Here is a 21,507-nt window from a genome sequence, read left to right as displayed (position 1 = left end):
TACCGGGCCGCCCGATGCGCGCCGCCCGGATTACCGGTCAAGATCATCGGGTACGGAGGCGTCGTCCGGACCCGGTCCGGCACCGCAACCACCACACGTGACGAATCGGTGATCGGGGTCAACATGGAGCTGAACGAGAACGCGCGGATCGACACCAGCCAGGTGGACGACCGGCGGGGGTCCGGCGGAGGCGGCGGCGGCCTGGGCGGGATCCCGATCCCGATCGGCGGGGGACGCGGCGGCATCGTCGGCATCATCGTCGCCGTGCTGGTCGCCCTGGTCGGCGGCGGCTTCGGCCTGAACGCGGCCTTCGACGGCGACGGGTCCGGGCAGGGCGACAACACCTCGCTGGAGCAGAAGTGCTCCGCCGACGACGCCCTCAAGCAGCTCGACTGCCGCAACACCCTCTACGTCAACTCGATCCAGGCGTACTGGCGCACCGCCCTGCCGGAGACCTTCGGCGAGCAGTACCAGCCGTCGAAGACCGTCTTCTTCAGCCAGGGCGTCAACACCGCCTGCGGCCAGGCCGACTCGGGCGTCGGCCCGTTCTACTGCCCGGCGGACGACCTGGTCTACATCGACCTGACCTTCTACAACCTGCTCGCCGACCAGCTCGGGGCCAAGGGCGAGTTCGCCCAGCCGTACGTGCTGGCCCACGAGTACGGCCACCACGTGCAGGACCTGCTCGGCACCGAGGCGCAGATGCGCCGCCAGCAGCAGCGCGACCCGGCCAACGCCAACGCCCTGTCGGTGAAGCTGGAACTCCAGGCCGACTGCTACGCGGGCGCATGGGCCAAGAACGCCACCGGCACCGCCGACGAGCAGGGCCAGAAGATCTTCAAGAGCATCTCGGAGCAGGACATCCAGCAGGCCATCGACACCGCCGAGAAGATCGGCGACGACGCCATCCAGCAGCGCTCGGGACGCCCCGTCAACCCGGACGAGTTCACCCACGGCACCTCCGAGCAGCGCCGGCAGTGGTTCACCAAGGGGTACGAGACCGGCGACCCGAAGCAGTGCGACACCTTCGGCGGCGGCGCCTGACCCTCGTACCCGGCGAGCCAGCGCAGCGGAGCCCGACCCGGCCGACGGCCGTCGCCGGCCGGGTCGAGCTCCCCTCCGGGCCACCCGTTCGAAAAGTTTCCGAAAACTTCCGGAATTCGTTGACCCGTTCGAAATGCCGCTGCAATACTCCGTGCCACCACGGCATCCATCTACACCTATTGATGTCGGGCATCGTCGAACGTCACCGCCCCCGGGAGGACCTGCGCATGTTCGCCAGCATCAGCGGCCCCCGCCGCCCGTCACCACCCCGAGCAGCGCGCCACGCCCGCCGACTGGCGGTGCTCGCCACCGCCGCCGTGGCGCTGGCAGCGACCGGTCTCGCGGTCGCCGCCACCCCGTCCAGCGCCGCAGCCTGCAACGGCTACGTCGGCCTCACCTTCGACGACGGGCCGACGGGCAGCACCAATGCCCTGCTGTCCGTGCTCCGGGCCAACAACGTCCGGGCGACCATGTTCAATGTCGGGCAGAACGTGCAGGGCAATCCGTCCGCCGCGCGGGCCCAGGTCGACGCCGGCATGTGGGTCGCCAACCACAGTTGGAACCACGCCCACATGACCTCGATGAACCAGAGCCAGATGCAGTCGGACCTCTCCCAGACCAACTCGGCGATCCAGTCGGCGACCGGCGTCCGGCCGCAGTTGTTCCGCCCGCCCTACGGGGAGACCAACTCGACCCTCCAGTCGGTCGCCTCCTCGCTCGGCCTGCGCCAGGTGATCTGGGACGTCGACTCCCAGGACTGGAACGGTGCCAGCGTCAGCCAGATCGTCTCCAACGCCAGCCGGCTCCAGGACGGCCAGGTCATCCTGATGCACGACGGCATCCAGAACACCCGCGACGCGATCCCGCAGATCATGGCAAACCTGAACAGCCGCGGCCTCTGCCCCGGCATGATCTCCCCGAGCACCGGCCGGGCGGTGGCCCCCGACGGCACCCCGCCGCCGACCACCGCGCCGCCGACCGGCTCCCCGACCACGCCGCCGCCCGGCGGCGGATGCACCGCGACGGCGACCTTCCCCAACGTCTGGGGCGACCGGTACAACACCTCGGTGACGGTCCAGGGGGCCAGCAACTGGACGGTGGTCGTGGCGGTGACCGCGCCGCAGCGCGTCAGCACCACCTGGAACGGCACCGCCAGCTGGGACAGCACCGGCTACGTGATGACGATGCGGTCCAACGGCAGCGGCAACACGTTCGGCTTCACCACGATGATGAACGGCAACAGCAGCGCCCGGCCGCAGATCCGTTCCTGCACCGCCGGTTGACCCCGGAGCTTCCCGCCCGGGCCGTTCCCGTCGGCCCGGGCGGGAAGCCGGCGCGGGGTGATTGCAGGGGCCCCTTCCTATGCAGAATGCGTTAACAAGGTGCCCTTCCTTACCCCCGGACCAGGATTCGGACGGCGCGGGCGGCGGCGATCGCGTCGACCAGCACCGCGAGGCGGGGCTCGGGGACGTCGAGGAGGCGGTCGGCGCGCAACTCGGCGAGCGGGGCGAGCCGCCGGTCGGCCAGCACGCCGTCCACCGCCCGGCGGTCGCCACCGCAGACCACGGCGGCGAGGTGGGCCGCCTCCGGCAGGAGCAGCCGGACGGCCAGCTCGGCCGCGTCGCCGAGGGCCGCCTTCGCCTGGTTGTCCCGCCGCCGGGCGAACCGCTGCTGGGACCACCCGCCGGCAGCGGTGCGGCCCTGCACGTAGCGGGTGTCCACCTTCGACACGACCAGCTTCTCCCCCTCGGCGACACCGACGGCCACCGCGCCCTTGCGGGCGAGCAGCAGGCCGATCCGGCGCGGCGCGCGGGCGGCGGCCACGAACCCGGGCACGTCGGCCCCGGGCGGCGCGCCCGGCGGGGTGTGCAGGGCGGCGGTGGCCCCGTCCGGGGCGGTGAGCAGCAGACCGTACTCCTGGGCCGTCGCGGTGGGTGGGCCGTGCCGGTCGGCGAAGCCGTCCACCCAGCGGTCGACGCGGGCCGGTGCCACCTCGACCCAGCGTCCGCCGCCGGCCGCCGGTCTGCTGCTCATGGCCCCGAACCTACGGCACCGGCAGCCGACCGTCCGCCCCACCCGCCCCGGCCCTTGGACAATCACCGTTCCGCTCGAACGTCAACTGTCCAAGGTCCGGAGCATCACGCCGGCGCAGCCGGCGGGGAGACGGGGCGGCGGGAGACGGGGCGGCGCAGCCGGCGGAGCCGAAAGTGCGGTCAGGCGGTCAGCAGGATGACGACGGCCAGCGCGGCGATGATCGCGCTGGACACCAGGCCGGTCACCCGGCGACCACGCGGGCCCGTGAGGGCCCGGCCGACCACGCTGCCACCGCCGGCGACCAGCAGCTGCCAGCTCGCCGAGGCGAGGAAGGCGCCGGCCACGAAGGCGACCGCCGCGGCCGGGCCGACCCCGTGGCCGTCGTTGCGGGCGAGCACGAGCGCGGCGAAGTAGACCACGGTCGCCGGGTTGAGCATCGTCAGCGCCAGCAACCCGGCGAAGGCGCGGCCCGGGCTCTCCAGGCCGCGCCGCCGACCCGCCGCACCCACCGGGCGGGGATGCAGCGCCTGCCACGCGCCCCGCACCGCGATGGCGAGCAGCACGGCCGCCGCCACCAGCCGCAGCGGCCCGGCGACCGGGGCGACGAGGCCGGCGACCGCCGCCCCGCCGAGGGTGGCCACGGCCGCGTAGACGCCGTCGGCGGTGGCCACCCCGAGGGCGGCGGCGGCACCGACCCGGAACGAGGTCCGCGCGCTCAGCCCCATGATCAGCACGGCGATCGCGCCCACGGGCACGGCGACGCCGTAGCCGGCCGCGAGACCGGCCAGGAACGCCCCGGTCACGACGGTCGGCGCAGGACCGGGGCGGCCGGCGGCACCGCCCGCTGTCGACCGCCGGCCACGGCCGTGGGGACAGGGGCAGGCATCATCCGGTACGTCTCGATCATCCGCCCATGGTGCGTCGCGCCCACCCGCCTGACCAGCGGTTTATCGCGGGCCGAGACCGTGCCGATCATGGGTCGAGTGGCCCTCGGGCGCAGTCGGCGGCCGCTCGACCCCCGATCGGGAGTCCCCGGTCCGGAACGGGTCGAGCGCGGCACCCGGGCGGGTGCCGCGCTCGACGGGAAGCAACGACGCAGGCGAGCGTCGGACCTCGACGGGGATCAGACGTTGAAGCCGAGGGAGCGGAGCTGGTCGCGCCCCTCGTCGGTGATCTTGTCAGGGCCCCACGGCGGCAGCCAGACCCAGTTGATCCGGATGTCGTTCACCAGTCCCCCGCCGGGGCCGGTGGTCAGCGCCTGCCGGGCCTGGTCCTCGATCACGTCGGTCAGCGGGCAGGCCGCCGAGGTCAGCGTCATGTCCAGGGTGGCGACGTTCTCGTCGTCGACGTGCACGCCGTATACCAGGCCGAGGTCGACCACGTTGATGCCCAGCTCGGGGTCGACGACGTCCTTCATCGCCTCCTCGACGTCGGCGACGGCGGCCTTCCCGCCCGCGCCGCTGCCGGCGTCGGCGACGCCGGCCGCACCAGCGTCACCACCGCTGCCGGCGGCCGACGGGGCCGTGCCCTCGGTGGCCGGGGTCGCGGCGTCGGTCGCCACGGCGCCGTCCTGCGGCGCGCCGGCGGTCTGGTCAGAACTCATGCCTTCACCTCCGGGCTCGCGCCCACCCCGGCGCGCGCCGCCGCGTCCTTGAACGCCATCCACGGCAGCAGCGCGCACTTGACCCGGGCGGGGTAGCGCGCGACACCCGCGAACGCCACCCCGTCACCGAGCACGTCCTCGTCCGGCGTGACCTGGCCACGGCCGGACATCAACTCGACGAACGCCTCGTGCACGGCGAACGCCTCCCCCGCCTCCCGGCCGCGCAGCAGCTCGTGCAGCACGCTCGCCGACGCCTGGCTGATCGAGCAGCCCATGCCGTCGTACGAGACGTCGTGCAGCACGACGCCGTCGGTGGCGACCCGGACGGTCACCTCGTCGCCGCAGGTCGGGTTGACGTGGTGCGCCTCGGCGACCCGGTCCGTCGGGTCGTCGGCGTCGCGCAGGCCACGGCCGTGGGGGCGCTTGTAGTGGTCCAGGATGATCTCCTGGTAGAGCTGGTCGAGCTGCATCAGTCGAACACCTTCCGCACCTGCTCCAGGCCGCCCACCAGGGCGTCGATCTCGCCGGTGGTGGTGTAGAGGTAGAACGAGGCCCGCGTCATGGCCGGCACGCCGAACCGGCTGCACACCGGCTTCGCGCAGTGGTGCCCGACCCGCACCTGCACGCCAAGCGAGTCGAGGACCTGCCCGACGTCGTGCGGGTGGATGTCGCCGAGCGCGAACGAGATCGTCCCGCCCCGGCCCACCGGCACGGTCGGCCCGAAGATCCGCAGGCCGGGCACGGTGGCGAGGGCGTCCAGCGCGTACGCCGTCAGCTCCTTCTCGTGCCACTGGATCGCCCGCATGTCCAGGCCGGTGAGGTAGTCCACCGCCGCGCCGAGCGCCACCGCCTCGGCGATCGGCGGGGTGCCCGCCTCGAACCGGGCCGGCGGCGCGGCGAACGTCGACCGGGCCATGGTGACCGTCTCGATCATCGAGCCGCCGCCCATGACCGGGGGCATCGCCGCGAGCAGCTCGCCGCGGCCCCACAGCACCCCGATGCCGGTCGGGCCGCACATCTTGTGCCCGGTGAAGACGACGAAGTCGGCGTCGAGGTCGACCACGTCGATGGGCAGGTGCGGCACGGACTGCGAGCAGTCCAGCAGCAGCAGCGCGCCCACCTCGCGGACCCGGGCGGTGATCCGGGCGGTGGCGTTGACGGTGCCGAGGATGTTGGACATGTGCACCAGCGAGACGATCTTCGTCCGCTCGGTGACCAGGTCGTCCAGCCCGGACTCGTCGAGCCGCCCGGCGTCGGTGACCGGGAACCAGCGCAGGGTCGCGCCGGTGCGCTCCGCGAGGAGCTGCCACGGGACGATGTTGGAGTGGTGCTCCATCTCGGAGATCACGATCTCGTCGCCGGGGCCCAGCCGGAACCGGGGGTCGGCGTCCGCGCGCAGCGACGCGTTGGAGAACGCGTACGCCACGAGGTTGATCGCCTCGGTCGAGTTCTTGGTGAACACCACCTCGTCCACGCTGGGCGCGTTGACGAACCGGGCGATCTTGGCCCGGGCCCCCTCGTACGCCTCCGTCGCCTCGGTGCCCAGGGTGTGCACCGAGCGCGAAACGTTGGCGTTGTGCCGCGCGTAGTGCTCGGCGAGGACGTCGAGCACCTGCCGCGGCTTGTGCGAGGTGTTCGCGCTGTCGAGATAGACCAGCGGGTGCCCGTTGACCTCCCGGTCGAGGATCGGGAAGTCCGCGCGCACCGCCGCCACGTCGAAGCGCGGCACGTCGTCGAACTGCGGCATGCCGGCCGGGATGGTCAGAGAGGACATCGTCGGTCAGGCCCGCGCCGCGCCGGCCCCGGCGACGTACCGCTCGTAGCCCTCGTCCTCAAGCTTGTCGGCCAGCTCCGGGCCGCCCTGCTCGACGATCCGCCCGGCGACGAAGACGTGCACGAAGTCGGGCTTGATGTAGCGCAGGATGCGGGTGTAGTGGGTGATCAGCAGCAGGCCGGTGTCCCCGGTGTCGCGGACCCGGTTGACCCCCTCGCTGACCACGCGCAGCGCGTCGACGTCGAGGCCCGAGTCGGTCTCGTCGAGAATCGCCACCTTCGGCTTGAGCAGCTCCAGCTGCACGATCTCGTGCCGCTTCTTCTCGCCGCCGGAGAAGCCCTCGTTGACGTTGCGCTGGGCGAAGGCCGGGTCCATCTGGAGGCGCTGCATCGCGCCGCGCAGCTCGCCGCCCCAGGTGCGCAGCTTCGGCGCCTCGCCGTCGATCGCGGTCTTGGCGGTGCGCAGGAAGTTGGCCACCGACACGCCGGGCACCTCGACCGGGTACTGCATGGCCAGGAAGAGGCCGGCGCGGGCCCGCTCGTCGACGGACATGGCCAGCACGTCGACGCCGTCGAGGGTCACCGAGCCGCCGGTGATCTCGTACTTCGGGTGGCCGGCGATCGAGTAGGCCAGGGTGGACTTGCCGGAGCCGTTGGGGCCCATGATCGCGTGGGTCTCCCCCGACCGCACGGTCAGGTCGACGCCGGACAGGATCGGCTTGAGCTCACCCTCGGGCAGCTTGACCGACACCTTCAGGTCGCGGATCTCCAGGGTGCTCATTATCGGGTCACTCCATTGCTCGGCGTCGGGCGGCCGTCGGCGCCCACGGGAAGGTAGATGTCGCCGTCGCGGACCTCGACGGCATAGACCGGAACGGGTTCGGTGGCGGGCAGCCCGGTGGGCTCGCCGGTGCGCAGGTCGAAGCGGGAGCCGTGCAGCCAGCACTCCAGCGTGCAGCCCTCGACCTCGCCCTCCGACAGGGCCACGGCTGCGTGCGAGCACTCGTCGTACGCGGCGTAGAACTCCCCGTCCTCGCCGTGCACCAGCGCGATCGGGGTGCCGTCGACGTCGGCGCTGACCACGGTGCCCTTCGGCACGTCGTCGGCCGCACAGATCCTGATCATCAGACGCCGCCCTTGGCCAGCCGGGCCTCGATGGCGTCGCCGAGCCGGTCGCGCAGCTCCTCGACCGGGATCTTGTTGATCAGCTCGGCGAAGAAGCCGCGGACCACGAGGCGGCGGGCCTCGGTCTCCGGGATGCCGCGCGCCATCAGGTAGAACAGCTGCTCGTCGTCGAAGCGGCCGGTCGCGCTCGCGTGCCCGGCGCCGGCGATCTCGCCGGTCTCGATCTCCAGGTTGGGCACCGAGTCGGCCCGCGCGCCGTCGCTGAGCAGCAGGTTCCGGTTGATCTCGTACGTCTCGGTGCCGGTCGCCTCGGCGCGGATCAGCACGTCACCCACCCAGACGGTGTGCGCGTCGGCGCCCTGCAACGCGCCCCGGTAGCCGACGTAGCTGCGGCAGTCGGGCACGTTGTGGTCGACGAGCTGGCGGTGCTCCAGGTGCTGGCCGCCGTCGGCGAAGTAGAGCCCGTACAGCTCGGCCTCGCCGCCCCGGCCCGTGTACTCCACCGAGGTGTACTGCCGGACCAGGTCGCCGCCGAGGGTGACCTGGACGTGCACGACCCTGGCGTCCCGGCCCAGCCGGACCTTCAGGTGCTGCACCTGCACGGCGTCGGCGGCCCAGTCGGCCACCGTGACCAGGGTCAGCTTCGCGCCGTCGGCCACCGACACCTCGACGTTGTCGGCCAGGGTGGCCGAGCCGGCGTGCTCCAGCACCAGGGTCACCTCGGCGAACCGGCCCACCTCGACGAAGGTGTGCCCGAACGCGAGCCCCTCGGCGGAGTCGCCGACCACCCGCAGGCGCACCGGCTCAGCGACGACCGCCTCGCGGGCCACCTCGACCAGCAGCGCCTGCCCGGCCCCGCCGTACGCCAGGGCGCTGACCCGGTCGACCGGGGTGAGCACGCTGCCCACCCGGGGGTCGTCGGAGCCGGCCCGGGACACGGTGACCCCGGCCGGCAGGTCGCCGTGCTCGTGCCGGACGGCGCCGGTGGCGGCCTGCGCGTCGCCGCCGACCAGGCCGCGCAGGCGCTTGAGCGGGGTGAAGCGCCACTCCTCCTCCAGGCCCGTCAGGGCCGGGAAGTCGGCGACGTCGTACGAGCGGAGCGCCTGCGACTTGGTGCTGGGCGGCGCGGAAGCCTGGGTAGTCATCTCTTCCTTGGTCTGTTCTAAGGCGACGGTGTCTGGCTGGGCGGCGGCGTCAGCCGACCGCGCCCTCCATCTGGAGCTCGATCAGGCGGTTGAGCTCCAGGGCGTACTCCATCGGGAGCTCCTTGGCGATCGGCTCGATGAAGCCGCGGACGATCATCGCCATCGCCTCGTCCTCGCTCAGGCCCCGGCTCATCAGGTAGAAGAGCTGGTCGTCGCTGATCTTGGAGACGGTCGCCTCGTGCCCCATCGACACGTCGTCCTCGCGGATGTCGACGTACGGGTAGGTGTCGGAGCGGGAGATGGTGTCGACCAGCAGCGCGTCGCACTTGACCGTGCTGCGGCTGCTGTGCGAGCCCTCCAGCACCTGCACCAGGCCCCGGTAGGACGTGCGGCCGCCGCCCCGGGCGATCGACTTCGACACGATGGTGCTGCTGGTGTGCGGCGCGGCGTGCACCATCTTGGCGCCCGCGTCCTGGTGCTGGCCCTCACCGGCCATGGCCACCGAGAGCACCTCGCCCTTGGCGTGCTCGCCGGTCATGTAGACCGCCGGGTACTTCATGGTGACCTTGGAGCCGATGTTGCCGTCGACCCACTCCATCGTCGCGCCCTCGTGGCACACGGCGCGCTTGGTGACCAGGTTGTAGACGTTGTTCGACCAGTTCTGGATGGTCGTGTAGCGGCACCGGGCGTTCTTCTTGACGATGATCTCCACGACCGCGCTGTGCAGCGAGTCGGACGAGTAGAGCGGCGCGGTGCAGCCCTCGACGTAGTGCACGTACGCGCCCTCGTCGACGATGATCAGGGTCCGCTCGAACTGGCCCATGTTCTCGGTGTTGATCCGGAAGTACGCCTGCAGCGGGATCTCCACGTGCACGCCCTTCGGCACGTAGATGAACGAGCCGCCGGACCACACGGACGTGTTCAGCGCGGCGAACTTGTTGTCGCCGACCGGGATCACCGTGCCGAAGTATTCCTTGAAGACGTCCTCGTGCTCCTTGAGGGCGGTGTCGGTGTCCAGGAAGAGGACACCCTGCTCCTCCAGGTCCTCGCGGATCTTGTGGTAGACGACCTCGGACTCGTACTGCGCCGCGACGCCGGCGACCAGCCGCTGCTTCTCCGCCTCGGGGATGCCCAGCCGGTCGTAGGTGTTCTTGATGTCCTCGGGCAGGTCCTCCCAGCTGGTGGCCTGCTTCTCGGTGGAGCGCACGAAGTACTTGATGTTGTCGAAGTCGATCCCGGTGAGGTCGGCCCCCCACGCCGGCATCGGCTTGCGGCCGAACAGCCGCAGGCCCTTCAGGCGCAGGTCGAGCATCCAGGCGGGCTCGTTCTTCTTCGCCGAGATGTCCCGCACCACCGCCTCGTTGAGGCCGCGCTGGGCGGCGGCCCCGGCGACGTCGGGGTCGGCCCAGCCGTACTCGTAGCGACCGAGGGCGGCGAGCTGCTCCTCCTGGGTCAGGGGCTGGACGATCTGCTCGGTCATCTATCTGTCCTCACAGTGGTGACGGTGTTACGGGACTGGGCCGGAATGTGCGTGGTGCACACCCCGTCGCCGTGCGCGATGGTGGCCAGGCGCTGCACGTGGGTGCCGACCAGACGGGAGATCACCGCCGTCTCGGCCTCGCACAGCTGGGGGAACTCGGCGGCCACGTGCGCCACCGGGCAGTGGTGCTGGCAGAGCTGGCCACCGGAGGCGATCGTGGACGCGTTGGCAGCGTAGCCCTCGGCGGTCAGCGCCCCGGCGAGCGCCTCGGCCCGCGCCAGGGGATCGTCGCCGGCGTCCTCCATGGCCGCGCGGCAGCGGTCCTCCAGGGCGGCGACCTGGTCGGCGGCGAACGCCTCCACCGCCGCCGAGCCGCCGTTGCGGGAGATCCAGCGCAGCGCGGCGGTGGCGATGTTGTCGTAGTGGTGGGTGCCGCAGCGGCCCCGGGCCGCGTCGGTCAGCACGAAGACCTTCGCCGGGCGGCCCCGCCCCCGGCTGCCCCGGACGGTCTGCTCGCGGGCGACCACGTCGCCGTCGGCGAGCATCGCGTCGAGGTGCCGGCGGATCGCCGCCGGGCTCAGGCCCAGCGCCGAGCCGAGCTGCCCGGCGGTGGTCGCCCCACGCTCCAGCAGGAGCTGGGTGACCCGGTCCCGGGTCGACAGGTCGGCCGCGGCGGAACCGGCCGCTGGCGGAGCGGACTCCGGGCGGGCGGACGCGGACGCACCGGCGACCGGACCGGTCGCCGGCTGCTGCCCGGAGAGCGCCGCCGCGTTTTTCACAACGCCCACGTTACGTAATTCGCCGGGGGGCCGCAAACCCGGGTGCCGGTGATCCGAACCACCGCAGCGCCGGAGTCACCCGATCGGGTTCCACTACGGTGCGTAGGATTCGCTCCGTGAAGCGATCCGTCCGGTTCCCGGTCTCCGCCACCCTGCTGCGCCGCCTCGCGCTCGCCTCGATCATCGCGAACGTGGCCATCGTGGTCACCGGCGGGGCGGTCCGGCTGACCGCCTCCGGCCTCGGCTGCCCCACCTGGCCCCGGTGCACCGACGCGTCGTACACGACGACCCAGGAGATGGGCGTGCACGGGGTGATCGAGTTCGGCAACCGGCTGCTCACCTTCGCCGTGGGCCTCATCGCCCTCGCCGTGGTGGTGGGGGTGCTGCTGCACGGCGCACGGCGGCGGGAGCTGCTGCCGCTCGCGGTGGCGGTGCTGTTCGGCATCCCGTTGCAGGCCGTGATCGGCGGGATCACCGTGCTGACCAACCTCAACCCGTGGGTGGTGGGGCTGCACTTCCTCGCCTCGATGGTGGTGATCGCGGCCGCGTACGCGCTCTGGCGGCGCGTCGGCGAGCCGGACGGCCCCGTGGTGCCCACCGTGCCGGGGCCGCTGCGGGCGCTGGCGCTGGTCACCACCGTCGTCAGCGCCGCGGTGCTGGTGATCGGCACCTGGGTCACCGGCAGCGGCCCGCACGCGGGCGACCACGGCGCGGCCCGCAACGGCCTCGACCCGGAGGCGATCTCCCAGGTGCACGCCGACGGGGTGTTCCTGCTGGTCGGGCTGTCGGTGGCGCTGGTCTTCGCGTTCCGCGCGGTCGGCGCGCGCCGGGCGGAACGGGCCGCCGTCGTGCTGGTCGCCGTGGAGCTGGGGCAGGGCGTGATCGGCTTCGTGCAGTACTTCACCCACCTGCCCGCCGTGCTGGTCGGCGCGCACATGCTCGGCTCGTGCCTGGTCCTGCTGGCCACCCTCGCCGTGCAGTGGTCGACCCGGGAGCGCCGGCCGGTCCAGCCGGCGTGGGAGACCGCGACGCCACCGGCCGAGGCCCCCGTCCCGGTCGGCGCCTGACGCCCCCGCCGCCCTAGCGGGGACGGGGCAGGCGGGTGAGGTGGGTGACGACGGCGTCGGCGAGGCGCTCGGGGGCCCCGTCGGCGTACCCGAGGAACAGCGACGGCTCGGTCAGCTCCAGCTCGACCAGGACGGGCGCGCCGTCCGGGCCCGGGATCAGGTCCACCCGGGCGTAGAGCAGCCGCCGCGTGCCGCCGGGGACCGCCGCGAGCACCCGCTCGGCGACGGCGAGCTGCGCGGGGGTGGCCGTGCGGGGGGTGATCTCCTCGGCCTTGTAGAGCCCGTCCGGGCCGAGGTCGGGGCCGGTGAGCATCGGGCCCTTGCGGATCGCGTGGCTGAAGGCGAGCCCGTCGGGGCCGGCCAGGAACAGCAGGGCCGTCTCCCCAGCGGTGTCCACCGCCGCGAGGTACGGCTGGACCATCGCGACCCGGCCGGCGTCCGACAGGCGGCGCAGGTGGGCCAGGGCCAGCTCGCGGTGCTCCGGGTCGGCGAGGTCGTAGCGGCCGGTGTCCTGGCTGCCGGCGCTGACCGCCGGCTTGATCACGTGTTCGCCGCCGGTGGCGGGCGGCGTCCAGGGCTGCCCCGGCGCCACCCAGCCGGTCGGCACCGTGGGCACGCGGGCGGCCGACAGCTCGTCGAGGTAGCGCTTGTCGGTGTTCCAGCGCACCACGTCGGCCGGGTTGACCAGCCGGGGGACGGTGTCGGCCCAGGCCACGAACTCGTCGCGGCGCAGCGCGTAGTCCCACGGCGACCGGAGCACGACCAGGTCGTACGCGGCCCAGTCGACCGCCGGGTCGTCCCAGGCGGCGACGGTGGCCGCGATGCCCCTCCCGGCGAGCGGGGCCAGCAGCAGCCGGTCGTCGGGCTCCAGGTCAGGCAGGTCGGCGCAGGTGACGATAGCGACCCGGGGTTCCCCCCGGGTCGACTGGTGGTGGTCGGTCAAGTTATCGGTCAACGGGCCATCGTGCGCCGGGCCATCGACCGCCAGAGGTCGTTGCTCGGGCGCATCTGGTCCATCAGCTCGCGCTCCCAGGCGTTCTCGACGGTGACTCCCGCCTTGGCGCACGCCTCCCGCGCGACGACGGTGTCGTCCGCGAACTGGTCGCCCCAGGCCCCGTCGGACCCGACGAGGACGATGCGCGCGCCGCGCTTGCCGACGTACTCGATGACCGCCTTCGCCCCGCCGTGCCCGGCGGCGAACGACTTGATGCCCGCGACCAGGCCGTCAGGGGTCTGGTCGGCGACGGTCTGCTGAGCCGTCAGCGTCGTATCGGAACCATCTGCCATGACGCGAAGCCTAAGCAGAGTTGCATCCGGACGTGCGAGAACCATGAACTATTTGTGATGCCAATTACCCCTGCGTTTAAGGAAACCCACAGGTGTTTTGCCCGGTTATATGAGGACTCAGGGCACCAAAGCGGCCGGGCGAAGTTACACGATCGTCACAACTCGCGCGCGCCCGACGCAAGTCGGGAATGTCGCCCAGGATCGATGGATCAGACCAGCGCGTCGACGGCGACGGCCGCGAACAGGATGGTGAGGTAGACGTACGACCAGTGGAACAGCCGCATCGGGCGGACCGCGCCACCCCGGGCCACCTGGCGGCACAGCCGGTGCGCCTCGTACACGAAGACCCCGCCCGACAGCAGCGCGGTCACGCCGTAGATCGCGCTCATCCCGAGCGGCCAGACGGCCAGCGAGGAGAGCAGCGTCAGCCAGGCGAAGCCGATGATCTCGGCGTTGACCCGGCGGGCCGAGGCCACCACCGGCAGCATCGGGATGCCGGCGCGGGCGTAGTCCGCCTTGTATTTCATCGCGAGCGGGTAGAAGTGCGGCATCTGCCAGAAGAAGACCACCGCGAACAGCGCCCACGCCGCCGGGGCCAGCGAGCCGGTCACCGCGGCCCAGCCGATCAGCACCGGCGCGGCCCCGCACGCGCCGCCCCAGAAGGTGTTCTGCGGCGTGGTCCGCTTCAACCACAGCGTGTAGACCAGGTCGTAGTAGGCGATCGCGGCCAGGGTGAGCCCCGCGGCCAGCAGGTTGGTGAACACCGCCATCAGCGTCACCGAGACCACCGCGAGCACCAGGCCGAAGACCAGCGCGTTGCGCGGGGACACCGTGTGCGTCGGCAGCGGACGCCGCTTGGTGCGCCGCATGAGCTGGTCGATGTCCCGGTCGATGTAGCAGTTGAGCACGCTGGCCGCGCCGGCGGCGAGCGAGCCGCCCACCAGGACCACCGCCATCAGCCACAGCGACGGCAGCCCGCCCTCGGCGAGCATCATCGCGGGAACGGTGGTCACCAGCAGCAGTTCGACGATCCGCGGCTTGGTCAGCGAGACGTACGCCGAGACCACCGCCCGGACGTCCCGCCGGGGCGCCACCGGGGCGCCGGTCACCGTGCGCACCGGCGGTTGCCCGGCAGAGTTGCTGACGGGGCGCTCGGTGATCATGCTCACGGATGCCACCTTCCGGCGTCGGCAGGGGGAGTCGGGTCGGTCGGACCCGTCGGGGCCCACACACCGTCCCCACACACTACGCGTCGTCGTTTTCGCTGCCCGCGCGACCCGACCACGGTGCGGACCGTCACACCCCCGGTTGAACGGCGGAAACGCCCAACCGCGTAAAGAAGAGCATGCACAGATCCCGGGGCGGGGGTTTACCCCCGCTCGATAGGGTCATCCGAGAGGGTTCCGCCCAACTGCCGAGGAGTACGACACATCGTGGCTGCCAACCGACCTGAGCAACCCGCACTCAACTGGTCCGACCTCGACCGCCGGGCCGTGGACCTCGTCCGCGTGCTGGCCATGGACGCCGTGGAGAAGTCCGGCAACGGTCACCCGGGCACCGCGATGAGCCTCGCGCCCGCGGCCTACCTGCTGTTCAACCGCGTGATGCGGCACAACCCGGCCGACCCGAACTGGCCGGGCCGGGACCGGTTCGTGCTCTCCGCCGGCCACTCCAGCCTCACCCTCTACATCCAGCTCTTCCTCGCCGGCTACCCCCTGGCCCTGGACGACCTCAAGTCACTGCGGCAGTGGGGCTCGCTCACCCCGGGCCACCCCGAGCACGGGCACACCCCGGGCGTGGAGACCACCACCGGCCCGCTCGGCCAGGGCCTCGGCAACGCGGTCGGCATGGCCATGGCCGCCCGCCGCGAGCGCGGCCTGTTCGACCCGGAGACCGAGCCGGGCGCCTCGGTCTTCGACCACGACGTGTGGTGCATCGCCTCCGACGGCGACATCGAGGAGGGCATCACCCACGAGGCCAGCGCCCTCGCGGGGCACCAGCAGCTGGGCAACCTCTGCGTGATCTACGACGACAACGAGATCTCGATCGAGGACGACACCCGCATCGCCAAGAGCGAGGACGTCGCGGCCCGCTACGAGGCGTACGGCTGGCACGTGCAGACCGTCGACTGGCGGGCCGGCGACGCCGACCAGGGCGACTACCACGAGGACGTCGAGGCGCTGCACCGGGCGCTGCTGGCGGCGAAGGCCGAGACCGGCCGGCCCTCCTTCATCGCGCTGCGCACCATCATCGGCTGGCCCGCGCCGAACAAGAAGAACACCGGCAAGATCCACGGCTCGGCGCTCGGCGCGAGCGAGGTGGCCGCCACCAAGGAGCTGCTCGGCTTCGACCCGGCGCAGAGCTTCCAGGTCGACGAGGACGTCCTCGGGCACGCCCGCCGGGTCCTGGAGCGCGGCGCGGCGGCGCAGCAGGAGTGGGAGCGGACGTACGAGGGCTGGGCCAAGGCCAACCCGGAGCGCAAGGCGCTGTGGGACCGGATGTCGCAGCGGGTGCTGCCGGAGGGCTGGACCGAGGCGCTGCCGACGTTCCCGGCCGACGCCAAGGGCGTGGCCACCCGGGCCGCGTCCGGCAAGGTGCTGGAGGCCCTCGCCCCGGTGCTGCCGGAGCTGTGGGGCGGCTCGGCCGACCTGGCCGAGAGCAACAACACCACCATGAAGGGCGAGCCGTCGTTCGTCCCGGCGGTGCACGCCACCAAGGACTTCCCGGGCCACGAGTACGGCCGTACGCTGCACTTCGGCATCCGCGAGCACGCGATGGGCGCGATCCTCAACGGCATCGCCCTGCACGGCGGGACCCGCCCGTACGGCGGCACGTTCCTGGTGTTCAGCGACTACATGCGCCCGTCGGTGCGGCTCGCCGCGCTGATGAAGCTGCCGGTGGTCTACGTCTGGACGCACGACTCGATCGGCCTCGGCGAGGACGGCCCGACCCACCAGCCGGTGGAGCACCTGACCGCGCTGCGCGCCATCCCCGGCCTGGACGTGGTCCGCCCGGCCGACGCCAACGAGACCGCGTGGGCGTGGCGGCAGGCCCTGGAGCACACCGACCGGCCGACCGCGCTGGCGCTGAGCCGGCAGGCCCTGCCGACGCTGGACCGGTCGACCCTGGCCGGCGCCGAGGGCGTCGCCAAGGGCGGCTACGTGCTGGCCGAGGCGTCCAACGGCAAGCCGCAGGTGATCATCATCGGCACCGGCTCGGAGGTGCAGCTCTGCCTCACCGCCCGGGAGCGGCTGGAGGCCGACGGCACCCCCACCCGGGTGGTGTCGATGCCGTGCCAGGAGTGGTTCTACGAGCAGGACGAGGCGTACCGCGAGTCGGTCCTGCCGCGCGGGGTAAAGGCCCGGGTGAGCGTGGAGGCGGGCATCGCGATGTCCTGGCGCGGCATCGTCGGCGACTCCGGCGAGAGCGTCAGCATCGAGCACTACGGCGCGAGCGCCCCGCACACCGTGCTCTTCGAGCAGTTCGGCTTCACCCCCGACCGGATCGTGGCCGCCGCGCACGCGGCGCTCACCCGGGTGGGCGACATCACCGGTTTCACGACCGGCAACTGAAGGGGAGCGAGGACGACATGACGGACAGGCTCAGCGAACTCACCGCCGCCGGGGTGGCGGTCTGGCTCGACGACCTCTCCCGCGTACGGCTGAGCTCCGGCGGGCTGGACCAGCTCCGCCGGGAGCAGCACGTGGCCGGGGTCACCACCAACCCGACGATCTTCGCGAAGGCGCTCGCCGACGCCGACACCTACGACGGGCAGCTGCGCGACCTCGCCACCCGTGGGGTGGAGGTGGAGGAGGCGGTGCGCATGCTCACCACGTACGACGTGCGGTGGGCGTGCGACGTGATGCGCCCGTCGTACGACGGCAGCCAGGGCGTCGACGGCCGGGTCTCCATCGAGGTGGACCCGCGGCTGGCGCACGAGACGGAGAAGACGGTCGCCGAGGCCAAGGCCCTGTGGTGGCTGGTCGACCGGCCCAACCTCTTCATCAAGATCCCGGCCACCGAGGCGGGCCTGCCGGCGATCACCGCGACCCTGGCCGAGGGGATCAGCGTCAACGTCACGCTGATCTTCGGCCTGGACCGCTACTCGCAGGTCATGGAGGCGTTCCTCGCCGGCCTGGAGCAGGCGAAGGCCAACGGCCACGACCTGTCGAAGATCGGCTCGGTGGCGTCGTTCTTCGTCTCCCGCGTCGACAGCGAGGTCGACAAGCGGCTGGAGAAGCTCGGCTCCGACGAGGCCAAGGCGCTGCGCGGCAAGGCCGCCGTGGCCAACGCCCAGCTCGCCTACGAGCGCTACAGCGAGGTGTTCTCCTCCGACCGGTGGCGGGCCCTCGCCGACGCCGGGGCGCACCCGCAGCGCCCGCTGTGGGCGTCCACCTCGACGAAGAACCCGGACTACCGGGACGTCATCTACGTCGAGGAGCTGATCGCCCCCGGCACGGTCAACACGATGCCGGAGTCGGTGATCCACGCGTACGCCGACCACGGCGAGACGCGCGGGGACACCGTCACCGGGGCGTACGAGGCGGCCCGCCAGGTCTTCACCGACCTGGAGTCGGTCGGCGTCGACATGTCCGACGTGATCGCCGTCCTGGAGCGCGAGGGCGTGGAGAAGTTCGAGGCGAGCTGGCAGGAGCTGCTCGACGGGGTGCGCAAGTCGCTCGCCGCGGCGGGCCAGGGCACCGGGCGGCCCGGCCAGGCCGCCCAGGGCAACTCGGACAAGGCACAGAAGGTGGGGGGCAACGCGTGACCGACGGTCGTGGCGACGCCCCGGGGCGGTGCCCCGGGGCGTCCCGCGCCGTCGACCCGTCCCCTCCGGGTCGCCCCGGCGGCCCTCCCCCGGCGTGCCCGTGGTGGGCCGGGGTGGCGACGTGAGCGACGCGCTGACCGGCCCGGCGGACGCGTCCGCCGGGCTGGTCGTGCACGGCGCGGACCCGGTCGACCGGTCCGCGCCCGCGTCCGTCCGGCAGGCCCTCGTCGCCGGGGGCGTGCCGGCGCGGCTGGCGGCGCAGGACCCCACGCTGTGGGGGCCGGCGGCCGAGGCGACGGCGCGGACCCGGCTCGGCTGGCTGGACACCCACCGGCGCAGCGTCGAGCTGCTGCCCCAGCTCGCCGAGCTGGGCGCCGAGCTGGGCGACCTCGACCACGTGGTGGTCGCCGGAATGGGCGGCTCCTCGCTGGCCGCCGAGGTGGTCACCCGGGCCCTGGGCCGGCCGCTGACCGTGCTCGACACCACCGACGCGGGCCAGGTCCGCCGGGCGCTGACCGACCGCCTCGACCGCACGGTGGTGGTGCTGGCCGGCAAGTCCGGCCGCACCGTGGAGACCGACAGCCACTGGCGGGTCTACCGGCAGGCGTTCCTGGATTCCGGGCTGACCGCGGCGGAGGCCGGCCGGCACTTCGTGGTGGTCACCGACCCCGGTTCCCCGCTGGAGGCGGTGGCCGCCGAGCTGGGCGCGGTCACCGTGCCCGCAGACCCGCGGGTGGGCGGCCGGTACGCGGCGCTGACCGCGTTCGGGCTGGTGCCGGCGGCGCTGGCCGGCGTGGCCGTCGACGAGCTGCTGGAGCAGGCCGAGGCGCTCGCCGCCTCGCTGGGCCGCGACGCCGACAACCCCGGGCTGGCGCTCGGCGCCGCCCTCGGCGCGGCGGCCACCGGCGGGCGGGACAAGGTGGCCCTCGTGCCCGACGGCACGGGGCTCGACGGGCTCGGCGACTGGATCGAGCAGCTCCTCGCCGAGTCGACCGGCAAGGCGGGGCTCGGCCTCCTGCCGGTGGTGCTGGAGTCCCCCACCGCACCCGGCGGCGCGGGGCCCGACGTGCTCACCGTCAGCTACGGCGGGTCGCTGGCCCCCGGCGCGGTGCCCGGCGCGGGCCGCGCGCCCGACGTGGCGGTCAACGGCCCGCTGGGTGCCCAGTTCCTGACCTGGGAGTACGCCACGGCGATCGCCGGGGTGACGCTCGGGGTGAACCCGTTCGACCAGCCGGCCGCCGAGGGCGGGGAGCAGGCCGAGCGGTTCCTCGCCTCGGCCGCGCCGGCCGGGCCACCGTCGTCGACCGAGGGCGCGATCGAGGTGTACGCCCCGGCGGGCGGCCCGGCCGACCTGGCCGGCGCGCTGCGCCAGCTCGTCGACGGAATCGACGCCGGCGGATATCTTGCGGTCCTGGCGTACCTGGACCGGATCGGCGACGCCGACGTCGCCGGGCTGCGAGCGTTGCTCGCCGGGCTGACCGCCCGGCCGGTGACGTTCGGTTGGGGGCCGCGCTACCTGCACGCCACCGGCCAGTACCACAAGGGTGGTCCACAGGTAGGGAGTTTCCTTCAGTTGACCGGTACGGTCGGGGATGATCTGCCGGTGCCCGGAAAACCGTACTCCCTCGGGAGGCTCCAGGAAGCCCAGGCCGCCGGCGATCGGCGGGCCCTGGCCCGCCGGGGCCGCCCGGTGCTGCGGCTGCACCTGACCGACCGGTCGGCGGGGGTGGCCCAGCTGCTCGACGCGGCCCGGCAACTGTGAGCGTGACGATGGACGATGTGGAATCAGCGGAGCTAGGAGGCACCGTGCGTGCGAGGAGTGGGCCGGTCTTGCGAGCCCCGCAGTCGCGGACCGAGGTGACCCTGGTGGGTCCGGAGGTGATCCGGTGAACCCGCTGCGCGACCCACAGGACCGGCGGCTGCCGCGGATCCCGGAGCCCTGCGCTCTGGTGATCTTCGGCGTGACCGGTGACCTGGCGCGGAAGAAGCTGCTGCCGGCGGTCTACGACCTGGCGAACCGGGGGCTGCTGCCGCCCGGCTTCGTGGTGCTGGGCTTCGCCCGGCGCGACTGGTGCGACGGCGACTTCGAGTCGCTGGCCCACGACGCGGCGAAGGAACACGCCCGGACACCGTGGCGGGAGGAGGTCTGGGGCCGGCTGGCCGGCAACATCAAGTTCGTCGGCGGCTCGTTCGACGACGACGCCGCCTTCGACAAGCTCGCCCAGACCCTGAACAACCTGCGCGACAGCCACGGCATCCACGGCAACGCGGCGTTCTACTTCTCGATCCCCCCGGCGGCGTTCCCCGTGGTGCTCAAGCAGCTCGCCCGCACCGGGATGGCCGACAACGAGAAGTGCGGCGGCTGGCGTCGGGTGGTGGTGGAGAAGCCGTTCGGGCACGACCTGCCGTCGGCCAAGGAGCTCAACGACCTCGTCGACGACGTCTTCACCCGGCAGGACGTCTTCCGGATCGACCACTACCTGGGCAAGGAGACCGTCCAGAACATCCTGGCCCTGCGGTTCGCCAACAGCCTGTTCGAGCCGCTGTGGAACTCCAAGTACGTCGACTCGGTGCAGATCACGATGGCCGAGGACGTCGGCATCGGCAGCCGGGCCGGCTTCTACGACTCGGTCGGCACGGCCCGCGACGTGCTCCAGAACCACCTGCTCCAGCTTCTCGCGCTGGTGGCGATGGAGGAGCCGACCAGCTTCGACGCCGACGAGATCCGCGCCGAGAAGCTGAAGGTGCTCAAGGCGATCACCCTGCCGAAGGACGTCTCGCGGGGCACCGTGCGCGGCCAGTACCTGCCCGGCTGGGTAGGCGGCCAGCGGGCCGTCGGCTACCTCGACGAGGACGGCGTGCCGGCCGACTCGACCACCGAGACGTACGTGGCCGTGGAGCTGGGCATCCAGAACCGACGCTGGGCCGGGGTGCCGTTCTACATCCGGGCCGGCAAGCGGCTGCCCCGGCGGGTCACCGAGGTCGCCATCATGTTCAAGAAGGCCCCGCACCTGCCGTTCAACCCGGCCGACATGGAGTCCCTCGGCCCCAACCAGCTCGTCATCCGGGTGCAGCCCGACGAGGGCGTGGTGCTCAAGTTCGGCTCCAAGGTGCCGGGCACCACGATGGAGGTCCGCGACATCGCGATGGACTTCCAGTACGGCGAGGCGTTCACCGAGTCCAGCCCCGAGGCGTACGAGCGGCTGGTGCTGGACGTGCTGATCGGCGACCGTACCCTCTTCCCGGACGCCGCCGAGGTCGAGCAGAGCTGGGCGGTGGTGGACCCGCTGGAGCACGCCTGGGAGGGCACGAAGCCGGAGCCGTACCGGTCCGGTGAGTGGGGTCCGCGCGCCGCCGACGAGATGCTGGCCCGCGAGGGCCGGGCGTGGCGCAGAGCGTGAG

At 72.6% G+C, this 21,507-nt stretch carries 20 protein-coding genes; 7 read left to right on the top strand and 13 right to left on the bottom strand.

The features are described 5' to 3' along the window. The first annotated feature begins 123 nt into the window (after window positions 1–123). Together LPA42_RS28250 and LPA42_RS28245 are read left to right on the top strand one after the other, a co-directional pair. Window positions 124–1,044: a neutral zinc metallopeptidase gene (locus tag LPA42_RS28250; RefSeq protein ID WP_077939187.1), complete on the top strand. Its 921-nt coding sequence runs from the start codon at window positions 124–126 to the stop codon at window positions 1,042–1,044. A gap of 227 nt (window positions 1,045–1,271) precedes the next feature. After that, window positions 1,272–2,327 carry a polysaccharide deacetylase family protein gene (locus tag LPA42_RS28245; protein ID WP_077939176.1) on the top strand — a complete coding sequence of 352 codons (1,056 nt, stop codon included), beginning with the start codon at window positions 1,272–1,274 and terminating at the stop codon, window positions 2,325–2,327. Window positions 2,328–2,436: 109 nt separating this feature from the next. Here LPA42_RS28245 and LPA42_RS28240 read toward each other — a convergent pair whose 3' ends face one another. From LPA42_RS28240 to LPA42_RS28195, 10 genes are all read right to left on the bottom strand, one after another. Next, window positions 2,437–3,078: an acVLRF1 family peptidyl-tRNA hydrolase gene (locus tag LPA42_RS28240; protein WP_077939175.1), complete on the bottom strand. Its 642-nt coding sequence runs from the start codon at window positions 3,076–3,078 to the stop codon at window positions 2,437–2,439. A 179-nt stretch (window positions 3,079–3,257) separates the two neighbouring features. Continuing rightward, on the bottom strand, window positions 3,258–3,881 hold the full coding sequence (locus tag LPA42_RS28235) for a LysE family transporter (RefSeq protein WP_077939173.1): 624 nt from the start codon (window positions 3,879–3,881) through the stop codon (window positions 3,258–3,260). 320 nt (window positions 3,882–4,201) lie between these two features. After that, complete coding sequence (locus tag LPA42_RS28230; protein WP_228986978.1) at window positions 4,202–4,681, bottom strand: metal-sulfur cluster assembly factor; 480 nt, start codon at window positions 4,679–4,681, stop codon at window positions 4,202–4,204. Beyond that, window positions 4,678–5,151: a Fe-S cluster assembly sulfur transfer protein SufU gene (gene sufU, locus LPA42_RS28225; RefSeq protein WP_043967542.1), complete on the bottom strand. Its 474-nt coding sequence runs from the start codon at window positions 5,149–5,151 to the stop codon at window positions 4,678–4,680. The genes LPA42_RS28230 and sufU overlap by 4 nt, the downstream gene beginning before the upstream one ends. Continuing rightward, entirely contained in the window at window positions 5,151–6,455 is a 1,305-nt protein-coding gene (locus LPA42_RS28220) for a cysteine desulfurase (RefSeq protein ID WP_077939172.1), read from the bottom strand. The genes sufU and LPA42_RS28220 overlap by 1 nt, the downstream gene beginning before the upstream one ends. A gap of 6 nt (window positions 6,456–6,461) precedes the next feature. Next, window positions 6,462–7,235: a Fe-S cluster assembly ATPase SufC gene (sufC, locus tag LPA42_RS28215; RefSeq protein ID WP_074474328.1), complete on the bottom strand. Its 774-nt coding sequence runs from the start codon at window positions 7,233–7,235 to the stop codon at window positions 6,462–6,464. After that, window positions 7,235–7,579: a non-heme iron oxygenase ferredoxin subunit gene (locus LPA42_RS28210; protein WP_077939171.1), complete on the bottom strand. Its 345-nt coding sequence runs from the start codon at window positions 7,577–7,579 to the stop codon at window positions 7,235–7,237. The genes sufC and LPA42_RS28210 overlap by 1 nt, the downstream gene beginning before the upstream one ends. Continuing rightward, window positions 7,579–8,724 (bottom strand): Fe-S cluster assembly protein SufD, encoded by a 1,146-nt coding sequence (gene sufD, locus LPA42_RS28205; RefSeq protein WP_077939170.1) that lies wholly within the window; start codon window positions 8,722–8,724, stop codon window positions 7,579–7,581. Before sufD ends, LPA42_RS28210 begins: the two co-directional genes overlap by 1 nt. Before the next feature lie 49 nt (window positions 8,725–8,773). Continuing rightward, the gene (gene sufB, locus LPA42_RS28200; protein WP_077939169.1) at window positions 8,774–10,204 is read right to left on the bottom strand and encodes a Fe-S cluster assembly protein SufB; all 1,431 of its coding nucleotides are present in this window, start codon (window positions 10,202–10,204) and stop codon (window positions 8,774–8,776) included. Then, window positions 10,201–10,983, bottom strand: a complete 783-nt coding sequence (locus LPA42_RS28195) for a metalloregulator ArsR/SmtB family transcription factor (protein WP_077939168.1) — start codon at window positions 10,981–10,983, stop codon at window positions 10,201–10,203. Before LPA42_RS28195 ends, sufB begins: the two co-directional genes overlap by 4 nt. Window positions 10,984–11,081: 98 nt before the next feature. Between LPA42_RS28195 and LPA42_RS28190 the strand changes: the two genes are divergently transcribed. Further along, window positions 11,082–12,050 (top strand): heme A synthase, encoded by a 969-nt coding sequence (locus LPA42_RS28190; protein WP_198956680.1) that lies wholly within the window; start codon window positions 11,082–11,084, stop codon window positions 12,048–12,050. Window positions 12,051–12,063: 13 nt separating this feature from the next. Here LPA42_RS28190 and LPA42_RS28185 read toward each other — a convergent pair whose 3' ends face one another. From LPA42_RS28185 to LPA42_RS28175, 3 genes are all read right to left on the bottom strand, one after another. Then, window positions 12,064–12,993 (bottom strand): RimK family alpha-L-glutamate ligase, encoded by a 930-nt coding sequence (locus tag LPA42_RS28185; RefSeq protein ID WP_077939166.1) that lies wholly within the window; start codon window positions 12,991–12,993, stop codon window positions 12,064–12,066. Window positions 12,994–13,001: 8 nt separating this feature from the next. Then, window positions 13,002–13,337, bottom strand: a complete 336-nt coding sequence (locus tag LPA42_RS28180; RefSeq protein WP_043967526.1) for a hypothetical protein — start codon at window positions 13,335–13,337, stop codon at window positions 13,002–13,004. A gap of 209 nt (window positions 13,338–13,546) precedes the next feature. Next, a complete protein-coding gene (locus LPA42_RS28175; protein ID WP_043967523.1) occupies window positions 13,547–14,506 on the bottom strand; it encodes a heme o synthase in 960 nt (319 codons plus the stop codon). Window positions 14,507–14,770: 264 nt separating this feature from the next. Here LPA42_RS28175 and tkt point away from each other — a divergent pair, with 264 nt between their 5' ends. The 4 genes from tkt to zwf all read left to right on the top strand — a co-directional run bounded on the left by tkt (window position 14,771) and on the right by zwf (window position 21,506). Beyond that, window positions 14,771–16,909, top strand: coding sequence for a transketolase (gene tkt / locus LPA42_RS28170; RefSeq protein WP_077939165.1), 2,139 nt, complete (start codon window positions 14,771–14,773; stop codon window positions 16,907–16,909). Window positions 16,910–16,926: 17 nt separating this feature from the next. After that, the gene (tal, locus tag LPA42_RS28165; RefSeq protein ID WP_077939164.1) at window positions 16,927–18,105 is read left to right on the top strand and encodes a transaldolase; all 1,179 of its coding nucleotides are present in this window, start codon (window positions 16,927–16,929) and stop codon (window positions 18,103–18,105) included. 121 nt (window positions 18,106–18,226) lie between these two features. Further along, entirely contained in the window at window positions 18,227–19,867 is a 1,641-nt protein-coding gene (locus tag LPA42_RS28160) for a glucose-6-phosphate isomerase (RefSeq protein ID WP_077939185.1), read from the top strand. 124 nt (window positions 19,868–19,991) lie between these two features. After that, window positions 19,992–21,506, top strand: a complete 1,515-nt coding sequence (gene zwf, locus LPA42_RS28155) for a glucose-6-phosphate dehydrogenase (RefSeq protein WP_077939163.1) — start codon at window positions 19,992–19,994, stop codon at window positions 21,504–21,506. Window position 21,507 lies beyond the last annotated feature (1 nt).

The sequence above is a fragment of the Micromonospora sp. DH13 genome, from assembly GCF_020873825.1.
GTDB lineage: Bacteria > Actinomycetota > Actinomycetes > Mycobacteriales > Micromonosporaceae > Micromonospora > Micromonospora haikouensis.
This window is presented reverse-complemented; position numbering and strand designations above follow the sequence as displayed.

What these genes read in the sequence shown, in the direction of transcription:
- LPA42_RS28250 (WP_077939187.1), top strand. Translation starts at nt 124, where the DNA reads ATGGAGCTGAACGAGAACGCGCGGATCGACACCAGCCAGGTGGACGAC.
- LPA42_RS28245 (WP_077939176.1), top strand. Translation starts at nt 1,272, where the DNA reads ATGTTCGCCAGCATCAGCGGCCCCCGCCGCCCGTCACCACCCCGAGCA.
- LPA42_RS28240 (WP_077939175.1), bottom strand. Translation starts at nt 3,078, where the DNA reads ATGAGCAGCAGACCGGCGGCCGGCGGCGGACGCTGGGTCGAGGTGGCA.
- LPA42_RS28230 (WP_228986978.1), bottom strand. Translation starts at nt 4,681, where the DNA reads ATGAGTTCTGACCAGACCGCCGGCGCGCCGCAGGACGGCGCCGTGGCG.
- sufU (WP_043967542.1), bottom strand. Translation starts at nt 5,151, where the DNA reads ATGCAGCTCGACCAGCTCTACCAGGAGATCATCCTGGACCACTACAAG.
- LPA42_RS28220 (WP_077939172.1), bottom strand. Translation starts at nt 6,455, where the DNA reads ATGTCCTCTCTGACCATCCCGGCCGGCATGCCGCAGTTCGACGACGTG.
- sufC (WP_074474328.1), bottom strand. Translation starts at nt 7,235, where the DNA reads ATGAGCACCCTGGAGATCCGCGACCTGAAGGTGTCGGTCAAGCTGCCC.
- LPA42_RS28210 (WP_077939171.1), bottom strand. Translation starts at nt 7,579, where the DNA reads ATGATCAGGATCTGTGCGGCCGACGACGTGCCGAAGGGCACCGTGGTC.
- sufD (WP_077939170.1), bottom strand. Translation starts at nt 8,724, where the DNA reads ATGACTACCCAGGCTTCCGCGCCGCCCAGCACCAAGTCGCAGGCGCTC.
- sufB (WP_077939169.1), bottom strand. Translation starts at nt 10,204, where the DNA reads ATGACCGAGCAGATCGTCCAGCCCCTGACCCAGGAGGAGCAGCTCGCC.
- LPA42_RS28180 (WP_043967526.1), bottom strand. Translation starts at nt 13,337, where the DNA reads ATGGCAGATGGTTCCGATACGACGCTGACGGCTCAGCAGACCGTCGCC.
- tal (WP_077939164.1), top strand. Translation starts at nt 16,927, where the DNA reads ATGACGGACAGGCTCAGCGAACTCACCGCCGCCGGGGTGGCGGTCTGG.